Here is a 19127-nt window from a genome sequence, read left to right on the forward strand (position 1 = left end):
GTGCAGACCAAGAGTTCCGTCCACCTGCCGGCCCCGGCCGAGGTGGTCGACCCGCTGCGCCTGCTGACCAAGCGGGTGATCATCGCGGTCGGCGTGCTGGTGTTGACGGCGCTGCTCGTCTACCTCGACCGTGAGGGCTACACGGACAACTCCGACGGCTCGGTCGACTTGCTCGACGCGTTCTACTACACGACCGTGTCGCTCTCGACCACCGGCTACGGCGACATCACGCCGACGTCGGACAGCGCGCGACTGGTCAACATCGTGCTGATCACGCCGCTGCGGGTGCTGTTCCTGATCGTCCTCATCGGTACGACACTGGAGACACTGACCACCCGGAGCCGGGAGCAGGTGCGGCTCAACCGCTGGAGGAAGAAGTTGCGCGACCACACCGTCGTCATCGGCTACGGCGTCAAGGGGCGCAGCGCGGTGGCCACGATGCTCGCGAACGGCATGTCGACCGACACGCTGGTCGTCGTCGATCCCGACCCCGCCGCCATCGCCGAGGCGAACGAGCAGGGGCTGGTCGCCGTCATGGGCGACGCCACCCGCACCGAGGTGCTGCGCCGGGCCGGCGTCCCGGCCGCGAGCCGCATCGTCATCACCACCGCCCGCGACGACGCCAGCGTGCTGGCCACGCTCACGTGCCGGCAGCTCAACCAGACCGCGAACATCGTGGTGTCGGTCCGCGAGGCCGACAATCTCGCGCTGGTCCGTCAGGGCGGCGCCAACGAGGTCGTCACGTCGTCCGACGCCGTCGGCCGCATCCTGGGCCTCGCGACCGTCAGCCCCGCACTCGGGCACGTGCTCGAGGACCTCACCACGTCCGGCGTCGGCCTCGAGGTCGCCGAGCGGCTGGTGTCGCCGCGCGAGGAGGGCAAGCAGCCGCGGCAGGTCGCCGACCTCGTCGTGGCGGTCGTCCGCGACGGCGACGAGCTGCCGTTCCACTCGCCGGCCATCGGGCACCTCGTCCGCGGCGACCGCCTCATCGTCATCCGCCCGTCCGAGGAGTACCCGTGGGCCCGGCGCGAGGACGTCCACGAGCCGCCGCCGGTGGACGAGCCCGAGGACCCGGCGGACCGTCCGCCGGGCGGCGTCTGAGCGGAGGGGTCACGTGCGTGCGGTCGTCATCACCGAGCCCGGCGGGCCGGAGGTCCTGCGCTGGACCGAGGTGCCCGACCCCGTCTGCGGGCCGGGCGAGGTGATCGTCGACGTCGTCGCGTCCGCCGTCAACCGGGCCGACCTCCTGCAGCGCATGGGCAAGTACCCGGTCCCGGACGGTGCGCCGGCCTGGCCCGGGCTGGAGTGCAGCGGCACCGTCAGCGAGGTCGGCGAGGGCGTCACCGGCTGGAAGGCCGGCGACCAGGTGTGCGCGCTGCTGTCCGGCGGCGGGTACGCGGAGCGGGTCGTGGTACCGGCCGGCCAGTTGCTGCAGGTCCCACGCGGCGTCGACCTCGTCACCGCGGCTGCGCTGCCCGAGGTCGTGTGCACCGTCTGGTCGAACCTCGTCATGACCGCCGGGCTGCGGGCCGGCGAGGTGCTGCTGGTGCACGGCGGCGGGAGCGGCATCGGGACGGCCGCGATCCAGGTCGGGCGCGCGCTGGGCGCCCGGGTCGCGGTGACGGCCGGCTCGTCGGCCAAGCTGGAGCGCTGCGCCGAGCTGGGCGCGTCGATCCTGGTCAACTACCGCACCGACGACTTCGTCGAGGTCGTGCGGTCCGCGACGAACGGCCACGGCGCCGACGTCGTCCTCGACATCATGGGCGGTGCGTACCTGGCCCGGAACGTCGAGGCGCTGGCGATGGACGGCCGCATCACCATCATCGGGACGATGGGCGGGCGGCGCGCCGAGCTGGACCTCGCCGCCGTCATGGGGAAGCGGGCCCGCGTCACCGGCTCGCTGCTGCGCCGGCGCACCGTCGCCGGCAAGGCCGCCGTCGTCGCCGAGGTGTGCGAGCACGTGTGGCCGCTGATCGAGTCAGGCGCCGTCCGCCCCGTCGTCGACCGCGTCGTCCCGATGCCCGACGCGGCCGAGGCCCACCGCGTCGTCGCCGACGGCGAGCACGTCGGCAAGGTGCTGCTCACCACCTGAGACAGCGATCACCAGCGGCGATGACGCGCGACGGATGACTCGATGCGACATCGGCGGTCACGGGTGCTCGAAGGGGGCGTACCCTGGCGAACGTGGTCATGTCGCTGGAGTCCGATCTCGATCGGCCGGTCACGCACCGCCGCACCGCCCGGGTGCTGCTCCTCGAGCCCGGCGGCCGCATTCTGCTGTTCGAGGACAGCGATCCGTCCGCGCCCGGCGCGCCCACCTTCTGGATCACCCCCGGCGGCGGCGTCGACCCCGGCGAGACCCTCCTCGACGCCGTCGTTCGCGAGGTCGAGGAGGAGACCGGCCTGCGGCTCTCGCCGTCCACGGTTCGCGGCCCCATCGCCGAACGCACGGTGGTCCATGCCTACTCCGACAAGATCGCCGTCCAGTCCGAGACCTTCTTCGTCGCCGACGCGCCCGGCCAGGAGATCGAGCCGGCCGGGCTGACGGAGGAGGAGCAGCTCACCGTCATCGGCCACCGCTGGTGGAGCCTCGACGAGCTGGCGCGGACCGAGCGGCCCATCTGGCCGGTCGGGCTGGCGTCGCTGGTCGCCGCCGCGCACGTCCCGGCTCGCTGGCCGGTGGTGCTGAGCGCCGCCGAGGAGTCGACGGTGCCGACGAACCACTTCGCCCGCTGACGCTCACCAGGTAGTGGCCAGCCAGGCCGTGACGGTAGCCAGGGCGATCAGGACGAGGTTGAGCCCGATCTTCCCGGCCTCGCCGCGGGAGAGGTGCAGGCCGGTCGCGAGCACCTGCAGGACGATGAACCCGACGGCCGCGGCGAGTGCCAGGGCCGGCGCGACATCGGTCAGCGGCGGCAGGATCAGCCCGGCGGCGCCGAGGACCTCCACGGCGCCGATGCCGCGCACCAGCCACATCGGGACGGTGTCGACCCAGCTCATCATCGGCGCCAACTGCTCCTGGCCCTGCCCGACCTTCTTCCCGCCGGCGTAGAGGAAGAAGACTGCCAGCACGGCGGCGACGATCCAGTAGGCGATCTCCATGGCCCGTCCGATGGTTACGACTTGTAAGCAAGCACATGATGAGTGACTATCGGAGGCGGTACAAAAGGCACATCGGTGTGCGTTACTGACAGGGGACGTCCGTGTCGCAGTACGAGCGAACCTGCCTCATCCGCGGCGACGGTGGCCGCACGATCCGCCGGGTGCTGGAGCGCATCGGCAACAAGTGGACCCTCCTGGTCGTCGCGACACTGCACGGCGAGCGCATGCGCTTCACCGAACTGCAGCAGCGCATCCCCGGCATATCGCAGCGGATGCTGTCGCTCACGCTGCGCCACCTCGAGCGCGACGGCCTGGTGTCGCGGACCGCCTACGCCGAGGTGCCGCCCCGCGTCGAGTACCAGCTCACCGACATCGGCCGCACGCTGATCGATCCGGCCGTGCGGCTGGCAGAGTGGGCGGCCGAGCACGACGCCGACATCGACCGCAGTCAGCGTCGCTACGACGCGCTCAGGGAGCCGCGGGGCGAGCGGCCGGCGCCGTCCGCCTGACCGGCGGGTGGGGGCCGCCGGTCGCCGGGGTGCGGTGCCAGCTGCGGGTCGCTGCGTCGGCCCGGGTACGGTCCCCTCCCGGCCCGGGTGGGGCCCACCCTACGGGCGGGCACCGACAACGTCGCCGACGATCTCGGCGACTTCGCCGACACCGCTCTGACCAGCGTCGGCTTGACGGAACATACCGGGTATGCATACTTGGTAGCCATGTCGATTCGTCACGGTCTGCTGGCGTTGCTGGAGCGGTCCCCGATGTACGGCTACCAGTTGCGCCACGAATTCGAACGGTCCACCGGCGCCACCTGGCCGCTGAACGTCGGGCAGGTGTACACCACGCTGGCGCGGCTGGAACGCGACGGCCTGGTGGAGCAGACCGGTGAGTCCGACGAGGACGGCAAGGTCGTCTATCGCCTCACCGACGCCGGGCATGCGGAGCTGACCGGCTGGTTCGCCACGCCGCTCGGCGGCAGCGACCGGCCCCGCGACGAGCTGGCGATCAAGGTGGCGCTCGCGCTGACGACGCCCGGTGTCGACGTGCGGGCGGTGTTGCAGACGCAGCGCACGGCGACGCTGCGGCACCTGCAGGAGCTGACGCGGCTCAAGGCGGTCGCCGACGGATCCGAGGACACCGCCTGGCTGCTGGTGCTCGACTCCATGATCTTCCGGGCCGAGGCCGAGGTGCGCTGGCTCGACCACTCCGAGACCCGGCTGGCCCGCCTGGCCACGGCGCCCCGCGCGGCGAACCCGCCGAGCACGGCGCCCGTCCAAGCGGACGAGACCGATCGGACCGTGCGGCGATGACCACCGACCCGGTGCTCGAGCTGCGCGCCGTCGACCGCGTGCACGGCGACGGCGCCACGGTGGTGCACGCGCTGAGCGACGTCAGCCTGACGCTGCGGGCGGGCGAGCTGATCGCCGTCATGGGGCCGTCCGGCTCGGGCAAGAGCACGCTGCTGCACCTCGCCGGCGGTCTCGACACCCCGACGGCGGGCGCCGTCCTCGTCGAGGGCACCGACCTCGCCACGCTGAGCCGCGGCGAGCTGGCCGCCGTCCGCCGCCGCAGCCTCGGCTACGTCTTCCAGGACCTCAACCTCATCCCCGCGCTCACCGCCGCCGAGAACGTCGCGCTCCCCCGCGAGCTGGACGGCGTCCGCGTGCGGGCCGCCCGGGCCGAGGCGCTCGAGGCGCTGGCCGAGGTCGGCGTCGGCGACCTCGCCGACCGGTTCCCCGACGAGATGTCCGGCGGGCAGCAGCAGCGGGTCGCCATCGCCCGCGCGCTGATCGGGCCGCGGCGGCTGGTGCTGGCCGACGAGCCCACCGGCGCGCTCGACTCCCAGACCGGTGAGGACGTGCTGCGGGTGCTGCGCGCACGCTGCGACGCCGGCGCGTCCGGGCTGCTGGTGACGCACGAGGCCCGGCACGCCGCCTGGGCCGACCGCGTCGTGTTCCTCCGCGACGGCGCACTGGTCGACGACACCGGCGTCGCGCCGCCGCCCGAGGTGCTGCTGACCGCGGACGGGTTCGGGTGAGGCACCCCTGGCGCGGCTGGCGGCCCGCGCTGCGCATCGCCCGGCGGCAGGTCCGCCGCAACCTCGGCCGCTCGCTGCTGATCGCGGTGCTGGTGGGGCTCCCGGTGGCGGGCGCGACCATCGCCGACGTCCTGTACCGCAGTGCCGACTCGCCGGAGCGCACGGCCTACTCCCGCATGGGCGACGCCGACGTCATCGTCGAGGTCACACCGTGGGCCGACCTCCCGCTGCCCGCCAACGGCCTGCAGCCGCTCGTCGACATCTCGTACAACGCGATGCCCGACGAACCGCCGAACCGCGACCCCGGCACCGTCGACCTACCCGCGCTGCTCCCGCCGGGCACCGTCCTGGAGCCCGAGCGCCGGATCCAGGGCATCCGGCCGCGTCACGGCGACACCGCGCTGCGCGGCGTCATGCTCGACATCGGCACGCAGGGCGGCCCGCTGACCGACCACGCGTTCCGGCTCGACGGCGGTCGCTGGCCGGAGGCGCGCGACGAGGTCGTCGTGACGCCGCGGCTGGCCGAGCGGCTGGACCTCCTCGACGACGGCGACCTTCGGTCCGACGCCACGGTGACGTTGGACGACGGGCCGCGGATGCGCGTCACCGGGCTCGTCGTCGACCCGTTCTACCTCGACGACCAGGTGATCAGCGCCGCGCCGGGTTCTGTCGCCGCCGAGTTCGCGGCCACCCTGGAGACCGGCTGGGGCGACCTCGCCTCCACCGGCGGGGTGGCCTATCTGGCCGACCTCCCGGCCGGGACGGACGTCGACGAGCTCGGCCGGCGGCTGGCCGCGGACGGGGTCGGGCTGCTGCCGCGCGACGCCGTCGCCGATCCGGACCAGTTCTACGAGTCCTCCGGCGGGCCGACGGTCGACGACCTGCAGCGGGCGGCCCTCGTCGCGCTGGTCGTCGGCCTGGGGCTGCTGGAGGTCGTGCTGCTGGCCGGCGCCGCGTTCGCCGTCGGCGCCCGGCGGCAGGTCCGCGAGATCGGGCTGCTGGTGTCGGGCGGCGCTTCCGCCGCGCAGGTACGACGGACGGTGCTGGCTCAGGGTCTGGTGCTCGGCGTCATCGGCGCGGTGCTGGGGGTCGTGGCCGGTGCGCTGCTGGTGCCGGCGGTGGCGCCGCTGTGGGAGTGGTATCTCGGCGCGCTGATCGACGACTGGACGTTCGGCTGGCTCGAGCTGGTCGTCGCCGCCGTCGTCGGCGTGCTGTCCGGGGTGGCCGCGGCCGTGGTGCCGGCCATCGGCGCTGCCCGGATGAAGCCGGTCGACGCGCTGGCCGAGCGGTTCCGGACCACGCGGGTGGCGGCGCGGCTGCCGGTGGCCGGGCTGGTGCTGTTCGTCGTCGGCGCCGGTGGCGCCCTGATCGCCAGCCGCATCATGTCCGGGAACCTGGCCGAGTACGGACGCCGGCTGGAGCAGCTCTCCGGCACCGGCGCCTACGTCACCCAGCCCTCGACGGCGCCGTACATCGCCATCCAGCTGGCCGGGGCGCTGGTGGCGACGGCCGGCCTCGTCGTGCTGCTGCCCGGGCTGATCTCGGCGCTGGCCCGCGGAGCGCACCGGCTCGGCCTCTCGGCGCGCCTGGCGCTGCGCGACGCCGCCCGGCACCGGCACCGCACGGCTCCGGCGGTCGCGGCCATCGCGATCGTCGTGGCGGGGTCGACGGCGGTCGCGTTCGGCGCCGGCGGCTCGGCCAAGGCCGACGAGCTGCGCTACACGCCGTCGCTGCCGGACAACGTCATCCGCATCGACGTCGACTGGTACGCGCTACCCGGCGACGAGGCCGCGGCGCAGCTCGTCGCCGCCGAGGAGGCCGCCGCCAGAACGCTGCCCGGCGCCGCCACGCACCGGCTCACCGAGGCGACGCTGCGGTTCACGCCGGACGACGTCTACAACGTCGTCTGGCTGCAGGGGTCGCCCGAGTGCACCGGCTGCGCGGGGTGGACCAGCGGATCGACATCGGCGGCCGTCGCGGACCCGGCCGTCATGGCCGCCGCCGCGGGCAGCGCGCCCGGCCAGGCCTTGCTCGACGCCGTCGAGCGCGGTGCCATGGTCGTCTACGATCCCTCGTTCCTCCGCGACGACGGCGACGTCGTCGTCGACACCTACCCGACGGACGGCGAGCCGGTGCCGATCCGCTTCCCCGGATACGCGGCCGAACGCGATCTCGCCTACTCCGGCCTGCCCGGCGCGTTCGCGTCGGCTGAGACGTTGACCGCGCAGGGCTTCGAGTTGCGGACGACGGGCAGCATCGTCACGTTCGACGGCGCCACGCCCGAGCAGCTCGACGCCGCGCTGCAGGCCATCGAGTCGACCGGGGCCTGGGTCTCCGTCGAGACCCCGTTCGAGCCCGAGGCCGACGCCGCGGTGCTGGCGCTCACCGCCGGCGCGGCGTTCGTCACGCTGGTGGGCGTGGCGATCGCGGTCTCGCTGGCGGCCGCCGAGGGCCGGGCCGACCTCGCCACCCTCGCCGCCGTCGGGGCGCCGCCGCGGCGCCGTCGCGGGCTGGCCGGCGCGCAGGCGTTGGTCGTGGGTGGAATCGGGGTACTGATCGGGTCCGGATTGGGTATCTATTTCGCGTACCTGGTGTGGCCGGCGCTCGGAGCGCCGCGCTTCATCTGGGCCTGGGACAGCCTCGTCCTCACCGGCGTCGCCGTCCCGGTCCTGGCCGTCCTCGTCGCGGTGATCTTCACCCCGAGTCGGTTGCCGATGATCAGGAGGGTCGAGTGAACAGCACGACAATGCGCCGCGCGCGTCAGGCCGCGCGGCGCCGGACGCTGGAGCTGCTCGCCCTGCGCAGGGCCGAGGCCGCCGGCCGGCGCCTGGTGGAACGACGGACCGTGCGTCAAGTTCGACCCGGAGGTGCCGAGAGGGGGACCGAGGGGTGAAGATGGTGCCATGACGGAGCCCAACCAGAACGCCGAGTCCCACGACACCCACGAGGACGACGAGCAGCGCGTCGTCGTCGTCGGCCCTGGCGGCATGGCCGTCGAGTCCGCGCCCGGCAGTCAGGACGAGCAGCGCTCGCTCACCGACCTCGTCGAGCAGCCGGCCAAGGTCATGCGCATCGGCAGCATGATCAAGCAGCTCCTCGACGAGGTGAAGGCCGCGCCGCTCGACGAAGCGAGCCGTCGCCGGCTGGGCGAGATCCACCGGGCCTCCATCGACGAGCTCGAGGACGGCCTGGCGCCGGAGCTTGTCGACGAGCTCGAGCGGCTCGCGCTCCCCTTCGACGACGACAACGTGCCCACCGACGCCGAACTCCGGGTCGCGCAGGCCCAGCTGGTCGGCTGGCTGGAAGGGCTGTTCCACGGCATCCAGACCACGCTGTTCGCGCAGCAGATGGCGGCGCGGGCGCAGCTCGAGCAGATGCGCCGGGCGCTGCCTCCGGGCGTGCAGCTGGCGCCCGGTCAGGCGATGCCGGGCCAGCAGATGCCCGACGAGGGCGACCAACGCGGCAGCGGGATGTACCTCTGACGATGCCGGCGGGCGATCCGCTGCTCGAGCGGATCGCCGCGGCGGTCGCCGTCGGCCACACCGAGTCGCGCACGACGGCGCGCACACTCCTGTCCGAGCTGTGGGAGTCGTCGGCCACGCCGCTGCACCGCTGTGTGGTGGCGCACCACCTGGCCGACCTGCAGGACGACGTCGCCGAGGAGCTGGCGTGGGACCTGCGCGCGCTGGCGGCGGCGGACGAGTTCGACGCCCGCGGATTCGCGGCGTCGCTGCAGCTCAACGTCGCCGAAGCGTACCGCCGGCTGGGCGACCTCACGGCCGCGCGGTCGCACCACGCGCTCGCCCTGGCCGCCTGCTCCGAGCTAGAAGACGACGGCTACGGCCGGATGATCACGGCCGGGGTGGCCCGCCTGGCCGAGCGGCTCGACGACGTCGACGCTGCCCGGCCACGCGGGTGAGTGAGCCCGTCAGGCGGCGGTGCGGGCGTGGCTCTCGATGACACTGGCGAGGCGCGGCAGCGCCTCTTCGACGTGCTTCTGCGCCTGCGGACGCAGCTTGCCGTAGACCTTCTTGACGCTGTCGCGCTGCGACGCCGCGGCGCGCGCGTCGGACACCCCGAGCAGGGCGTCGGCCACCTCGGTGCGGCGGCCCTCGAAGTAGTCGGCGAGCGAGCCGCCGCCCGTGGCCTGGAAGTCGGCGTAGAACGGCTCGGCACGCTCGACGAAGGAGTCGAGCATGTTGTCGATGGTCTCCGGGACGAACCCGGCGTTGATCTTCTTCAGGACCGCGTAGCCGCCCTTGACGGCCATCCCCGAGACGCCGCTCTTGTCGGAGACCTCGGCGTCGACGAGCTGGTGGAGATCCTTGACGACGGCGGGCCGGCGGGCCGGGTCGAGAAGGATCTCGCGGAGTGTGTCAGCCATGTGGGAAGTGCCCCTCAGTATCGATTTTGATCAGATGTGACGGACGTGCTCCGCCACTGTAGAACACGAAGATCGGTGCGGCGAAGAGCGGTATTTGTCCGGTTTGGTGCGCGTGCGGTCTCGTGGGATCAGAGTGGTCCGAGTGGCGAGACCTGCCGCTACTCCGGGACGGGGTAGTAGGTCTCGAGGAGCGCGGCGAGGCCGTTGGACTCCACGTCCCCGCAGACGGTGTCAGCGACGGCCTTGACGTCGTCGGGGGCCTGGCCCATCGCGACGCCGACGGCGGCCCAGCGCAGCATCTCGAGGTCGTTGTGACCGTCGCCGACGGCGAGCGCGTCGGCCGCCGTCAGTCCCAGCCGCGCAGCGACCTTCGCCAGCCCGGACGCCTTCGACACACCGACCGGCATGATGTCCAGCCACGCCGTGTAGCCGATCGCGTAGTCGACGCTGGGCAGGCCGGAGTCGCGGGCGATGACGCGCAGCCGCTCGCGGTCGCCGTTGGGCCAGCGCACCACCAGCCGCGTCACCGGCTGGGCGACCAGTTCGTCGTGCTCGACGACGGTGACGTGGCCGTCGAGGTCGCCGGCCGGGAACTCACCGGTGACGCGGTAGCCGCGGCCCAGCTCCTCGACCGCCAGCACGGCGTCGGGGATGGTGGCGGTGAAGTAGCGGACGGTGTCGGTGATGTCGAACGTCTCGATGTCGACCGGCGAGCGGGTCGCGACGTCGACCACCACCGCGCCGTTCGAGCAGACCGCGTAGCCGTCCTTCAGCCCCAGCTGGTCCAGCAGCGGCAGCGTCGAGTGCATCGACCGCCCGGTCGCGACGACGATGTGCGCCCCGGCGTCGTGCGCCCGGCGCACCGCGTCGACGACCGGCGGCCGCGGCTGCTCGTGGAACTCGGCGTACGTGACGATGGTGCCGTCGACGTCGAGCGCCACCAGCTCCGGGCGCCACCCGTGGGGCATCGTCACGTCGCGACCGGCGTCAGCAGCTCGCGTCCGCCGAGGAACGGGCGCAGCGCCTTCGGCACGTACACCGAGCCGTCGGGCTGCTGGTGGTTCTCGAGCAGCGCCACGATCCACCGGGTGGTGGCCAGCGTGCCGTTGAGCGTCGCGACCGGACGGGTGCCGGCGTCGGTGCGTTCGCGGACGCCGAGGCGCCGGGCCTGGAACGTCGTGCAATTCGACGTGGACGTCAGCTCGAGGTAGCGCTGCTGCGACGGCAGCCACGCCTCGCAGTCGAACTTGCGGGCCGCGCTGGACCCGAGGTCGCCCGCGGCGACGTCGATGACGCGGTACGGCAGCTCCATGTCGCCCAGCATCTGCTCCTCCCACCCGAGCAGGCGCGCGTGCTCGTCGGCGGCGTCCTCCTCGTGGCAGTAGCAGAACATCTCGACCTTGTGGAACTGGTGAACGCGGATGATCCCGCGGGTGTCCTTTCCGTAAGAACCCGCTTCGCGGCGGTAGCAGGCCGACCAGCCGGCGTAGCGCAGCGGCCCGTCGGAGAGGTCGACGATCTCGTCGGCGTGGTAGCCCGCCAGCGCGACCTCGCTGGTGCCGACGAGGTACAGGTCGTCGGCGTCGATGCGGTAGACCTCGTCGGCGTGCGCGCCGAGGAAGCCGGTGCCGCCCATGATCTCGGGCCGCACCAGCGTGGGCGTGATGACCGGCGTGAACCCGGCGGCGACCGCGGTGGCCATGCCGTGGTTGAGGATGGCCAACTCGAGCTGCGCACCCACCCCGGTGAGGAAGTAGAACCGGGCGCCGGACACCTTCGCGCCGCGCTCGGTGTCGATGGCGCGCAGCCCCTCGCCCAGCTCGAGGTGGTCGCGAACGGTGTCGAGGGTCGGCTTGTCGCCCACCTCGCGGAGCACGGCGTAGTCGTCCTCGCCGCCCGCGGGCACGCCGTCGAGCACGAGGTTCGACGGCACCCGCGCCAGCTCGTCGAGCTTCGCCTGCGCGTCGTCGGCGGCGGCCTCGGCGCTCTTCACCGCGGCCGCGAGCTCACGGGTGGTGGCGAGCAGCTGCTGCTTCTCGTCGGGTGCGGCCTTCGGGATGAGCTTGCCCAGGCGCTTCTGCTCCGCGCGCAGCCGCTCGAACTCGGCCAGGGAGGACCGGCGCGACTCGTCGGCGGCGAGCAACTCGTCGACGACGGTCTCGCTCTCGCCGCGCGCTCGCTGCGAGGCGCGGACACGGTCGGGGTCTTCCCGGATCAGGCGCAGATCTAGCACCACCCGAGGGTATCGGGCCGGGGCGCGGGAGCGCGCGGGGGTTTCAGCCGCGCAGCTGCGCCAGCCACTCCGCGGCGTCGGTGAAGTCGCTGTTCGACGTGCCGGGGAGGACGGGTGGCCGGACGCCGTCGGCGCGGGGGTAGGAGCCGAGGAAGCGCACCGTGGCGCACACTCGGCGCAGGCCCATCATCGCCTCGCCGACCCGGGCGTCGGCGACGTGGCCCTCGACGTCGATGGCGAAGCAGTAGCGGCCCATGCCGTTGCCGGTGGGCCGCGACTCGATGCGGGTGAGGTTCACGCCCCGGGCGGAGAACTGCTCGAGGATCTCGAGCAGCGCGCCGGGGTGGTCGTCGCGGATGAAGGCGACGAGGGTGGTCTTGTCGGAGCCGGTCGGACGCCCCGGCCGCCCCGGCGGCGTGACGAGGACGAAGCGGGTGACGGCGTCGGAGTCTTCACCGATGTCGACGGCGAGGGCGTCGAGGCCGTAGCGCTCGCCGGCCAGCGGCGCGGCGATGGCGGCGTCGGCGACGGTGCCGTCGGGGCCGGGCGTGCGGCCGGCGACGGACGCGGCGGCGGCGGCCGTCGACGGGCCGAGGGAGATGACGGCGTCGGGCAGCTTCGCCGTGACCCACGCGCGGCACTGCGCCTCGGCCACCGGGTGCGTGACGATGCGCCGGATGCCGGCGAGGTCCGTACCGGGGCGGGCGAGCAGCGTGAACGTGACCGGCAGCAGCACCTCGGCGGTGATGGCGAGCGGCTCGCCGCGGATCAGCTCGTCGAGCGTGGCGTTGACCGACCCTTCGACGGAGTTCTCGACGGGGACGACGGCGCCGGAGACCTCGCCGGTACGCACGGCGTTGATGGCGGCGTGCACCGTGGGCGACGGCTCCAGCGTCGCGCCGGCCAGGGCGGGGAACCGCAGGGCGGCCGCCTCGGTGAACGTCGCCTCCGGGCCGAGATAGGCGTAACGATCGGTCATGGTCAGAAGACTAGTGTGTCAGCCTGGCCACAATTAGCGCCGTCGTTGGCGTGAGATCGGCCCGCTACGGATACGGTCGTGCATGATGGACGTGGAGCGCGCAGGCAGCAGCGGCACGCATCCCGGCGCCGTACGGCACCGGGTGCGGGCGGGCCGGGCTCGCCTCGCCGGCCTCCTCGTGGCCCTGCTCGCGGTCCTCGCCCCGCTCCTGACGGCGTCCCCCGCGGCCGCCGAGACACCGGCGCCGTCCACCACGTCCGACCCGCAGCAGCGCGTCGTCCTCCTCGGCATCCCGGGCCTGTCGTGGCCCGACATCACCCCCGAGGGCATGCCCACCCTCTATGACATGGCGGGCTCCGAGGCGGCCGGATCGCTGACGGTGCGCACCGTCCGCACCCGCACCTGCGTGGTCGACGGCTGGCTGACGGTGAGCTCGGGGCGCCGCTCCACCGACCTCCACGACATCGACGCCGACGGCGGGGGCGACCGCTTCTGCCGCCAGCCGCCGGAGCCGACGTCCGCGCCCGACGGTCCTGGCGTCGTCGTGCCGGGCTGGGAACTGCTGCAGCAGCAACAGGACGACAACTCCTACAACGCCGAGATCGGCCTGCTCGGCGACCGCCTGGCCGAGGCCGGCGTGTGCGCCACGGCGGTCGGCCCGGGCGCGGCGCTGGCGCTGGCCGACTCCACCGGGCGGGTCGCGTCGTACCACCAGAGCTCCGGCGACATCGGCGCCGGGCTGCTGAACCAGTGCCCGGTCACGGTCGTCGACCTCGGCGGGCTGTCGAACCCGGCGCCGAACGGCAGCGACGAGCTCGCCGACCAAGCCGCACTCGACGCCCGCGCTCAGACCGCGGCCGCCATCGACCAGCAGGTCAAGCGCATCATCGACCAGCTGCCGCCCGACACCGCGCTGATGATCGCGGGCCTGTCCGACAGCGTCGGCACCACCATCCCGCTGCCTGACGAGCCGACACCCATCCCGCCGGCCGGGCTGCGCGCCGCGCTCGCGATGGGCCCCATCGCCGACGGCGGCACGTTCGGGCCGAACTGGCTCACGTCGTCGTCCACGCTGTGGCCGGGCCTGGTGCAGCTCACCGACATCGCGCCGACGCTGCTCGCCTACGCCGGCGTCGAGGACCCCGCGAAGGACGTCGTCGGACGGCCGTGGCGGGCGGCCGGCCCGCACCCGGGCAGCTCCGCGGGCACGGTGTCCGAGCTGATCGGCGTCGACCGCGCGTCGGCGATCTACCGCGACCAGTCCGGGCCGTTCTTCCAGATCCTCGGCGGGCTGCTGGTGGTCGTGTGCGCGGCGGCCCTGCTGGCGCTGCTGCGCGGCGTCTCGTTCCGCCCGGCCGTCCTGCGTGTCGTGCAGGTGGTGGCCGTGCTCGTGGCGGCCGCGCCGGTGGCGTCGTACCTCGCCAACATCACCCGGTGGTGGCGCTACGACCAGCCCAACACCGTGCTGTGGACGTCGATCGTGGTCAGCACGCTGGCGCTGACCATCGTCGCGCTGGCCGGGCCGTGGCGGCGGCGCGCCTACGGCCCGCCGGGCGTGGTGGCCGGGGTGACGGCCACGGTGCTGGCGGTCGATGTCGCCAGCGGGTCGAGCCTGCAGCAGTCCAGCCTGCTGGGACTCTCGCCGCTGGTGGCCGGCCGCTTCTACGGCTTCGGCAACATCCCGTTCGCGATCTTCGTGGTGGCCAGCTTGGTGGCCGCGGCGGCGCTGGGCCAGTGGCTGCTCGACATCGGCAAGTCCCGGCGGTTCGCCGCTGGCGCGGTGGCCGCCGTCGGCATGATCGCCGTGGTGGTCGACGGCGCGCCGCAGGCCGGCGCCGACGTCGGCGGCATCCTGGCCGCGATCCCCGGCTTCGCCGTCCTCGTGCTCGGCACCCTCGGCGCCCGCATCACCATCGCGAAGCTGGCGCTCGCCGCGCTCGGCGCGACGGCGCTGTTCGGGCTGTTCGCGTTCCTCGACTGGCTGCGCCCGCCCGGCTCGCGCACCCACTTCGGCAGCTTCTTCGCCGACCTGCTCTCCGGCGACGCGCTGACGGTGATCTTCCGCAAGGCCGAGGCGTCGCTCGGCACGCTGGAACGCTGGCCGATCTACGGCTGGCTGGTGCCGCTGGCGTACCTGCTGATCCTGTGGCTGATCCGCCCCGACGGCGAGAACGCGGTCAGCCGCACGGTGCAGCACTGGTCGCTGTTCCGGTACCTGGTGTGGGCGGCGCTGCTGACCGGCGCGGCCGGGTTCGCCGCCAACGACTCCGGCATCATTGTGCCTGCGCTGCTGCTGACGGTGGGCGTGCCGCTGGGCATGGCGGCGGTCGCCGCGTCGCAGGGCCCGACGCCGGCGCCGTCACCCGCCGAGCGCGAGCTGCTGACGCCGTCACCCTAGAGCGGCGACGCGCTCCAGCAGCCGGGTCTCCTCGTCGGCGCCGAGCGGCACCTCGAGCACCCGCAGCCACTCGACGAGCTCGCCGTCGCGCAGGTCGCGGTGCTCCGTGGCCTCGCCGGGCCGGCGGATGGTCACCGTGCGGTGGGTGACCATGACGTGCCGGCCGGGCAGGTGCTTGCCGACCATGAGGCCGGTGCGGAAGTGGATGCCGGGGAACGTGCTGGTGTAGTGGTGCGCCATGACGACGTCGATCGGCTTCACGTCGTACTCGTCCGTCGTGTGCGCCAGCTCCCACCCCGCCTCGCGGAAGCGCTGCAGCCCCCAGAGTCCGGGCCCGGTGCTGACGACGCGGTACGGCCAGCCGTCCTGGTCGGACTCGGCGCCGTCGGCCAGCGGCGTCGGCCGCAGCAGGCCCATGCCGAACCCGGGGTCGCAGAGCAGCCGTTCGCCGTCCAGGACGACCTCGACGACCATGTGGCTGCGGCCCTGCTGGGTGCCGGCCGCGGGGTCGCCGACGCGGCCGAGATGCCGGACGACGTCGTAGCCGAGCCGCTGCAGCGCCGCGGCGACGATCGTCGAGTGCTCGAAGCAGTAGCCGCCACGACCGCGGCCGGCGAACTTCGCCTGGACGGCGGGCAGCCCCACCCCCGGATGTTGGTCGAGCAGGACGTCGACGTTGTCGAAGGTGAACGTGCGGACGTGCGCCTCGTGCAACTCGTCGAGGGCCGCCCGGCTCGGCGGGCGCTGCGCGATGCCCAGCCGGCCCAGGTAGCCGTCGAGATCGAGCCGATCGGTCTCCCAGGCGTCAGACACGGCGGAACCGGGCCGGGGCGGACGGGCGGATGCCGCGGGTGACCAGCGCCCGCATGACGTGGGCGTACTGCTTGCCGCGGTGCAGCTGGGCCTTGAGGTCGGTGCCGGTGACGCGGTGATGGAACTCGACGTCGACCTCGACGACGCGGAAGCCGGCCCGCAGCAGGTCGATGGTGAGGCCGGTCTCGACGCCGAACCCCTCGGCCAGCGGCAGCGCGGCCTCGAACGCGGGCCGGGTGAGGCAGCGCTGGCCGGACAGCGGCTGCGTGGCCGTCCAGCCGGTGGCCCGCTCGATGCCGGTGCGGGCGAGGTCGACCACGAGCCCGCGGCCGCCGCCCTCGGTGCGCTGGGCGGGCAGCACGCCGATGGTCATGTCGGCCTCACCGGCCAGGACCGGGCCGATCAGCGGCTTCGCGTTGCCCGCCGTCGACTCGAGGTCGGCGTCGAGGAAGAGCAGCGCGCGCGGCGCCGTGCGGCCGGTCTCGCGCGCCTCGATGGCGGCCAGCGCCGTGGCGCCGGTCTCCATGGCGGCGGCCTTGCCGCGGTTGCGGGCGTGCCCGACGACGATGGCGCCGGCCTCGGTGGCCGTGGCGGACGTGCGGTCGGCGGAGCCGTCGTCGACCACGACGACGAGATCGACCCCCGGGATGCTCTTGGTGGCCTCGACGGTGGCCGCGATGCGGTCCTGCTCGTCCTTGGCCGGGATGATCGCGGCGACGCCGTCGGCCCGTGGGTCCTCGGTGGTCATGGGCGCCAAGCTTAGGGGCTGTAGCCTCTGCTCTCGATGACAACGTCCGCGTCCACCACCGTCGACGCCGCCGACTCCGAGGTCGGGCGGCTGCGCACCGTCATGCTGCACCGGCCCGGTCCGGAGCTGAAGCGGCTCACACCGCGCAACAACGACAAGCTGCTGTTCGACGGCGTCCCCTGGGTGGGCCGAGCGCAGGAGGAGCACGACGCGTTCGCCGGCACGCTGCGCGATCACGGCGTCGAGGTGCTCTACCTCGCCGACCTGCTGACGCAGACGCTGTCCGGCGACGACGCGCGCCACGAGTGCGTCGAGGCGGCGCTGGCCGACCCACGCCACGGCGACACCTTGCGCGACGTGCTCCGGTCACACCTCGGCGGGCTGCACCCCGACGACCTCGCCCAGGTGCTCATGGCCGGGCTTGCGCACGAGGAGCTGCGGTCCGGCCGCGGGCTCACCTATCGGCTGATGGACCCCCACGACTTCGTGATCGACCCGCTGCCGAACCTCTTGTTCACCCGCGACTCCAGCGTGCGCATCGGCGACCACGTCGCCGTCACCAGCCTCGCCATGGCCGCGCGGCGCCGCGAGACCAGCCTGACGTCGGCGATCTACCGGCACCACCCGCGCTTCGCCGGGATGCCGGAGGTGTACGGACCGCAGCTGGAGAACCTCGAGGGCGGCGACGTGCTGCTGCTCGGGCCCGGTGTCGTCGCGGTCGGCACCGGCGAGCGCACCACGCCGGCCGGCGTCGAGCGGCTGGCCCGCAACGTGCTCAGCGGCGGCCTCGCGCACACCGTCCTGGCCGTCCCGATCGCGCAGGACCGCGCCACGATGCACCTCGACACCGTGCTCACGATGGTCGACCACGACGCCATCGTCATGTACCCGAACGTCGCCGACGAGCTGACGGCGGTCGCCCTGCGGTGGTCCGGCGACGACCTCGTCATCGACCCCGAGCCGGCGCCGTTCGTCGAGGCGGCCGCGGCGGCCATGGGCATCGACGCGCTGCGCATCGTCGAGACCGGCCTCGACCCCGTCACCGCCGAGCGTGAGCAGTGGGACGACGGCAACAACACGCTGGCCATCGGGCCGCGGCTGGCCGTCGCCTACGAGCGCAACATCGAGACAAACGCCCGGCTCGAGGACGCCGGCATCGAGGTGCTGCGCATCGCCGGCAGCGAGCTGGGCTCCGGCCGGGGCGGGCCGCGGTGCATGTCGTGCCCGATCCGCCGCGACTCCGCGCTGGCGAACCCGCACTGACGCCGGAGTTACCTCGCGCCACGGCACCGTTTCGACAACGGTACAGACCGGTCGAGACCGGAACGTAACGGAATGAATCTCAAGAAGTCGCCAATCAGTGGAACTTCTACCCTTGGTAGGCGGTAAGCTCCAAAGAGGCCCCGGTCGCTCGTGTTCCCCCGTCGTGAGCGGTCGGGGTCTTCTCTGCACCGGGCGCCGGTGACGTCAGCGGATGGTCACCTGACGGTTCGCGAGGCCGGCCCGCGCGCGGCGCTGCTCGGACGTCAGCGGCGCCTTCTCGGCCACCGCCGCGGCCAGCCGTTCGCCCAGCGCGGCGGCGGGTTCCTCGACGGCGTCGGCGGGCGTGCCGTCGACCAGATCCCAGACCGGGACGAGCAGGCCGGCGGCGCGGAACGTGCCGAGCAGCCGGGTGCCCTCGCCGAGCGTGTCGTCACCCGCGGCGTGCAGCCGTGCCAGCCCGTCGAGCAGCGGCTCCTCGTCGTACGGGAGTACCCAGCGGACCTGGTCGCGGTCGCCGAGGCTGCACCAGTAGGCCGCCTCGACCGACGTCAGCCGGGCCGCCGGAACGACGGCCGAATTGGCCTCTTCGAGCGCCGCCTTGGCCTCCGAAGCAGCATCCGACTCGGGATCCAACCAGTAGTCGAATCCGTCGTGAACCGTCACCTGGAATTCCGCGTCGGTGTCGATGAGGTCGTGCAGACGGGGCGCGCCGGCCGTGCGCGGCGCCGGGCTCACCGTCGAGCCGGGCTCGGTCTCGAGCGCCGCGGCCAGCGTGTGCCCGAGGTCGGCGGCGGGGTCGCCGGTGGACGTCATGGTCTGCAGCGCCAGCAGGATCTCGCCGTTCTCGCGCACCAGCGCCGGGAACGCGCCCGGCAGCAGCGTGCAGACGACGACGGAGCGGTCGTCGCCCGAGGCCAGCCGCAGCGGCGCGGTGGCGGCGGACACGATCTCGCGCATGGCCACCCAGTCGCACTCGCCCGGCAGCCCGGCGAACGGCCGGACGACGTACTGCCGCTCGGCGTCGCGGGCCTGCTTGCCGTGGCAGACCTTGTAGCGCTTGCCCGAGCCGCACGGGCAGGGCTGGCGGGGGCCGACGACGGGAACTTCGGTAGTGGCACTCACGACAGGCGAGGGTAGCCGGTTCCGGCCGCCGGGTGTGAGCCGGACGG

The 19127-nt window shown here is 73.4% G+C and carries 19 protein-coding genes; 11 read left to right on the top strand and 8 right to left on the bottom strand.

Annotation, left to right across the window (positions count from 1 at the left end; genetic code table 11):
• From BLU82_RS30100 to BLU82_RS30110, 3 genes are all read left to right on the top strand, one after another.
• Nucleotides 1–1101, top strand: coding sequence for a TrkA family potassium uptake protein (locus BLU82_RS30100; RefSeq protein ID WP_092624535.1), 1101 nt, complete (start codon nt 1–3; stop codon nt 1099–1101).
• A gap of 13 nt (nt 1102–1114) precedes the next feature.
• Nucleotides 1115–2092, top strand: coding sequence for an NAD(P)H-quinone oxidoreductase (locus BLU82_RS30105; protein ID WP_092624536.1), 978 nt, complete (start codon nt 1115–1117; stop codon nt 2090–2092).
• A gap of 98 nt (nt 2093–2190) precedes the next feature.
• Entirely contained in the window at nt 2191–2736 is a 546-nt protein-coding gene (locus tag BLU82_RS30110) for an NUDIX hydrolase (RefSeq protein WP_092624537.1), read from the top strand.
• 3 nt (nt 2737–2739) lie between these two features.
• Here the strand turns inward: BLU82_RS30110 and BLU82_RS30115 are convergent, their stop codons facing one another.
• A complete protein-coding gene (locus tag BLU82_RS30115) occupies nt 2740–3102 on the bottom strand; it encodes a DoxX family protein (protein WP_092624538.1) in 363 nt (120 codons plus the stop codon).
• A 101-nt stretch (nt 3103–3203) separates the two neighbouring features.
• On the opposite strand from BLU82_RS30115, the gene BLU82_RS30120 reads away from it, so the two are divergent.
• The 6 genes from BLU82_RS30120 to BLU82_RS30145 all read left to right on the top strand — a co-directional run bounded on the left by BLU82_RS30120 (nt 3204) and on the right by BLU82_RS30145 (nt 9059).
• Nucleotides 3204–3611, top strand: coding sequence for a helix-turn-helix domain-containing protein (locus BLU82_RS30120; RefSeq protein WP_092624539.1), 408 nt, complete (start codon nt 3204–3206; stop codon nt 3609–3611).
• Nucleotides 3612–3818: 207 nt separating this feature from the next.
• Nucleotides 3819–4412, top strand: coding sequence for a PadR family transcriptional regulator (locus tag BLU82_RS30125; RefSeq protein ID WP_092624540.1), 594 nt, complete (start codon nt 3819–3821; stop codon nt 4410–4412).
• Nucleotides 4409–5140 carry an ABC transporter ATP-binding protein gene (locus BLU82_RS30130; RefSeq protein ID WP_092624541.1) on the top strand — a complete coding sequence of 244 codons (732 nt, stop codon included), beginning with the start codon at nt 4409–4411 and terminating at the stop codon, nt 5138–5140. The genes BLU82_RS30125 and BLU82_RS30130 overlap by 4 nt, the downstream gene beginning before the upstream one ends.
• Nucleotides 5137–7875, top strand: coding sequence for an FtsX-like permease family protein (locus BLU82_RS30135; protein ID WP_092624542.1), 2739 nt, complete (start codon nt 5137–5139; stop codon nt 7873–7875). The genes BLU82_RS30130 and BLU82_RS30135 overlap by 4 nt, the downstream gene beginning before the upstream one ends.
• A 168-nt stretch (nt 7876–8043) precedes the next feature.
• Complete coding sequence (locus BLU82_RS30140) at nt 8044–8622, top strand: bacterial proteasome activator family protein (RefSeq protein ID WP_092624543.1); 579 nt, start codon at nt 8044–8046, stop codon at nt 8620–8622.
• Between the two features lie 2 nt (nt 8623–8624).
• Nucleotides 8625–9059, top strand: coding sequence for a hypothetical protein (locus BLU82_RS30145; RefSeq protein WP_092624544.1), 435 nt, complete (start codon nt 8625–8627; stop codon nt 9057–9059).
• A gap of 9 nt (nt 9060–9068) precedes the next feature.
• Here the strand turns inward: BLU82_RS30145 and BLU82_RS30150 are convergent, their stop codons facing one another.
• The 4 genes from BLU82_RS30150 to pheA all read right to left on the bottom strand — a co-directional run bounded on the left by BLU82_RS30150 (nt 9069) and on the right by pheA (nt 12736).
• Nucleotides 9069–9524, bottom strand: coding sequence for a hypothetical protein (locus BLU82_RS30150; protein ID WP_092624545.1), 456 nt, complete (start codon nt 9522–9524; stop codon nt 9069–9071).
• Between the two features lie 158 nt (nt 9525–9682).
• Nucleotides 9683–10492, bottom strand: coding sequence for an HAD family hydrolase (locus BLU82_RS30155; RefSeq protein WP_092624546.1), 810 nt, complete (start codon nt 10490–10492; stop codon nt 9683–9685).
• A gap of 2 nt (nt 10493–10494) precedes the next feature.
• Nucleotides 10495–11757 carry a serine--tRNA ligase gene (gene serS, locus BLU82_RS30160; protein WP_092626532.1) on the bottom strand — a complete coding sequence of 421 codons (1263 nt, stop codon included), beginning with the start codon at nt 11755–11757 and terminating at the stop codon, nt 10495–10497.
• A gap of 43 nt (nt 11758–11800) precedes the next feature.
• Nucleotides 11801–12736, bottom strand: coding sequence for a prephenate dehydratase (gene pheA, locus BLU82_RS30165; protein WP_092624547.1), 936 nt, complete (start codon nt 12734–12736; stop codon nt 11801–11803).
• 82 nt (nt 12737–12818) lie between these two features.
• Here pheA and BLU82_RS30170 point away from each other — a divergent pair, with 82 nt between their 5' ends.
• Entirely contained in the window at nt 12819–15134 is a 2316-nt protein-coding gene (locus tag BLU82_RS30170; RefSeq protein WP_092624548.1) for a hypothetical protein, read from the top strand.
• Here the strand turns inward: BLU82_RS30170 and BLU82_RS30175 are convergent.
• Nucleotides 15126–15947, bottom strand: a complete 822-nt coding sequence (locus tag BLU82_RS30175) for an arylamine N-acetyltransferase (protein ID WP_092624549.1) — start codon at nt 15945–15947, stop codon at nt 15126–15128. The two genes, BLU82_RS30170 and BLU82_RS30175, sit on opposite strands and share 9 nt — an antisense overlap.
• Nucleotides 15940–16695 carry a glycosyltransferase gene (locus BLU82_RS30180; protein ID WP_092624550.1) on the bottom strand — a complete coding sequence of 252 codons (756 nt, stop codon included), beginning with the start codon at nt 16693–16695 and terminating at the stop codon, nt 15940–15942. The genes BLU82_RS30175 and BLU82_RS30180 overlap by 8 nt, the downstream gene beginning before the upstream one ends.
• Before the next feature lie 36 nt (nt 16696–16731).
• Here BLU82_RS30180 and BLU82_RS30185 point away from each other — a divergent pair, with 36 nt between their 5' ends.
• Nucleotides 16732–17958, top strand: coding sequence for an arginine deiminase (locus BLU82_RS30185; RefSeq protein WP_092624551.1), 1227 nt, complete (start codon nt 16732–16734; stop codon nt 17956–17958).
• A 204-nt stretch (nt 17959–18162) separates the two neighbouring features.
• On the opposite strand, the gene BLU82_RS30190 is transcribed toward BLU82_RS30185, so the two are convergent.
• Nucleotides 18163–19080, bottom strand: coding sequence for a DUF5926 family protein (locus tag BLU82_RS30190; RefSeq protein ID WP_092624552.1), 918 nt, complete (start codon nt 19078–19080; stop codon nt 18163–18165).
• Between the last annotated feature and the right edge of the window lie 47 nt (nt 19081–19127).

Source organism: Jiangella sp. DSM 45060, assembly GCF_900105175.1.
Classification (GTDB): Bacteria; Actinomycetota; Actinomycetes; order Jiangellales; family Jiangellaceae; genus Jiangella.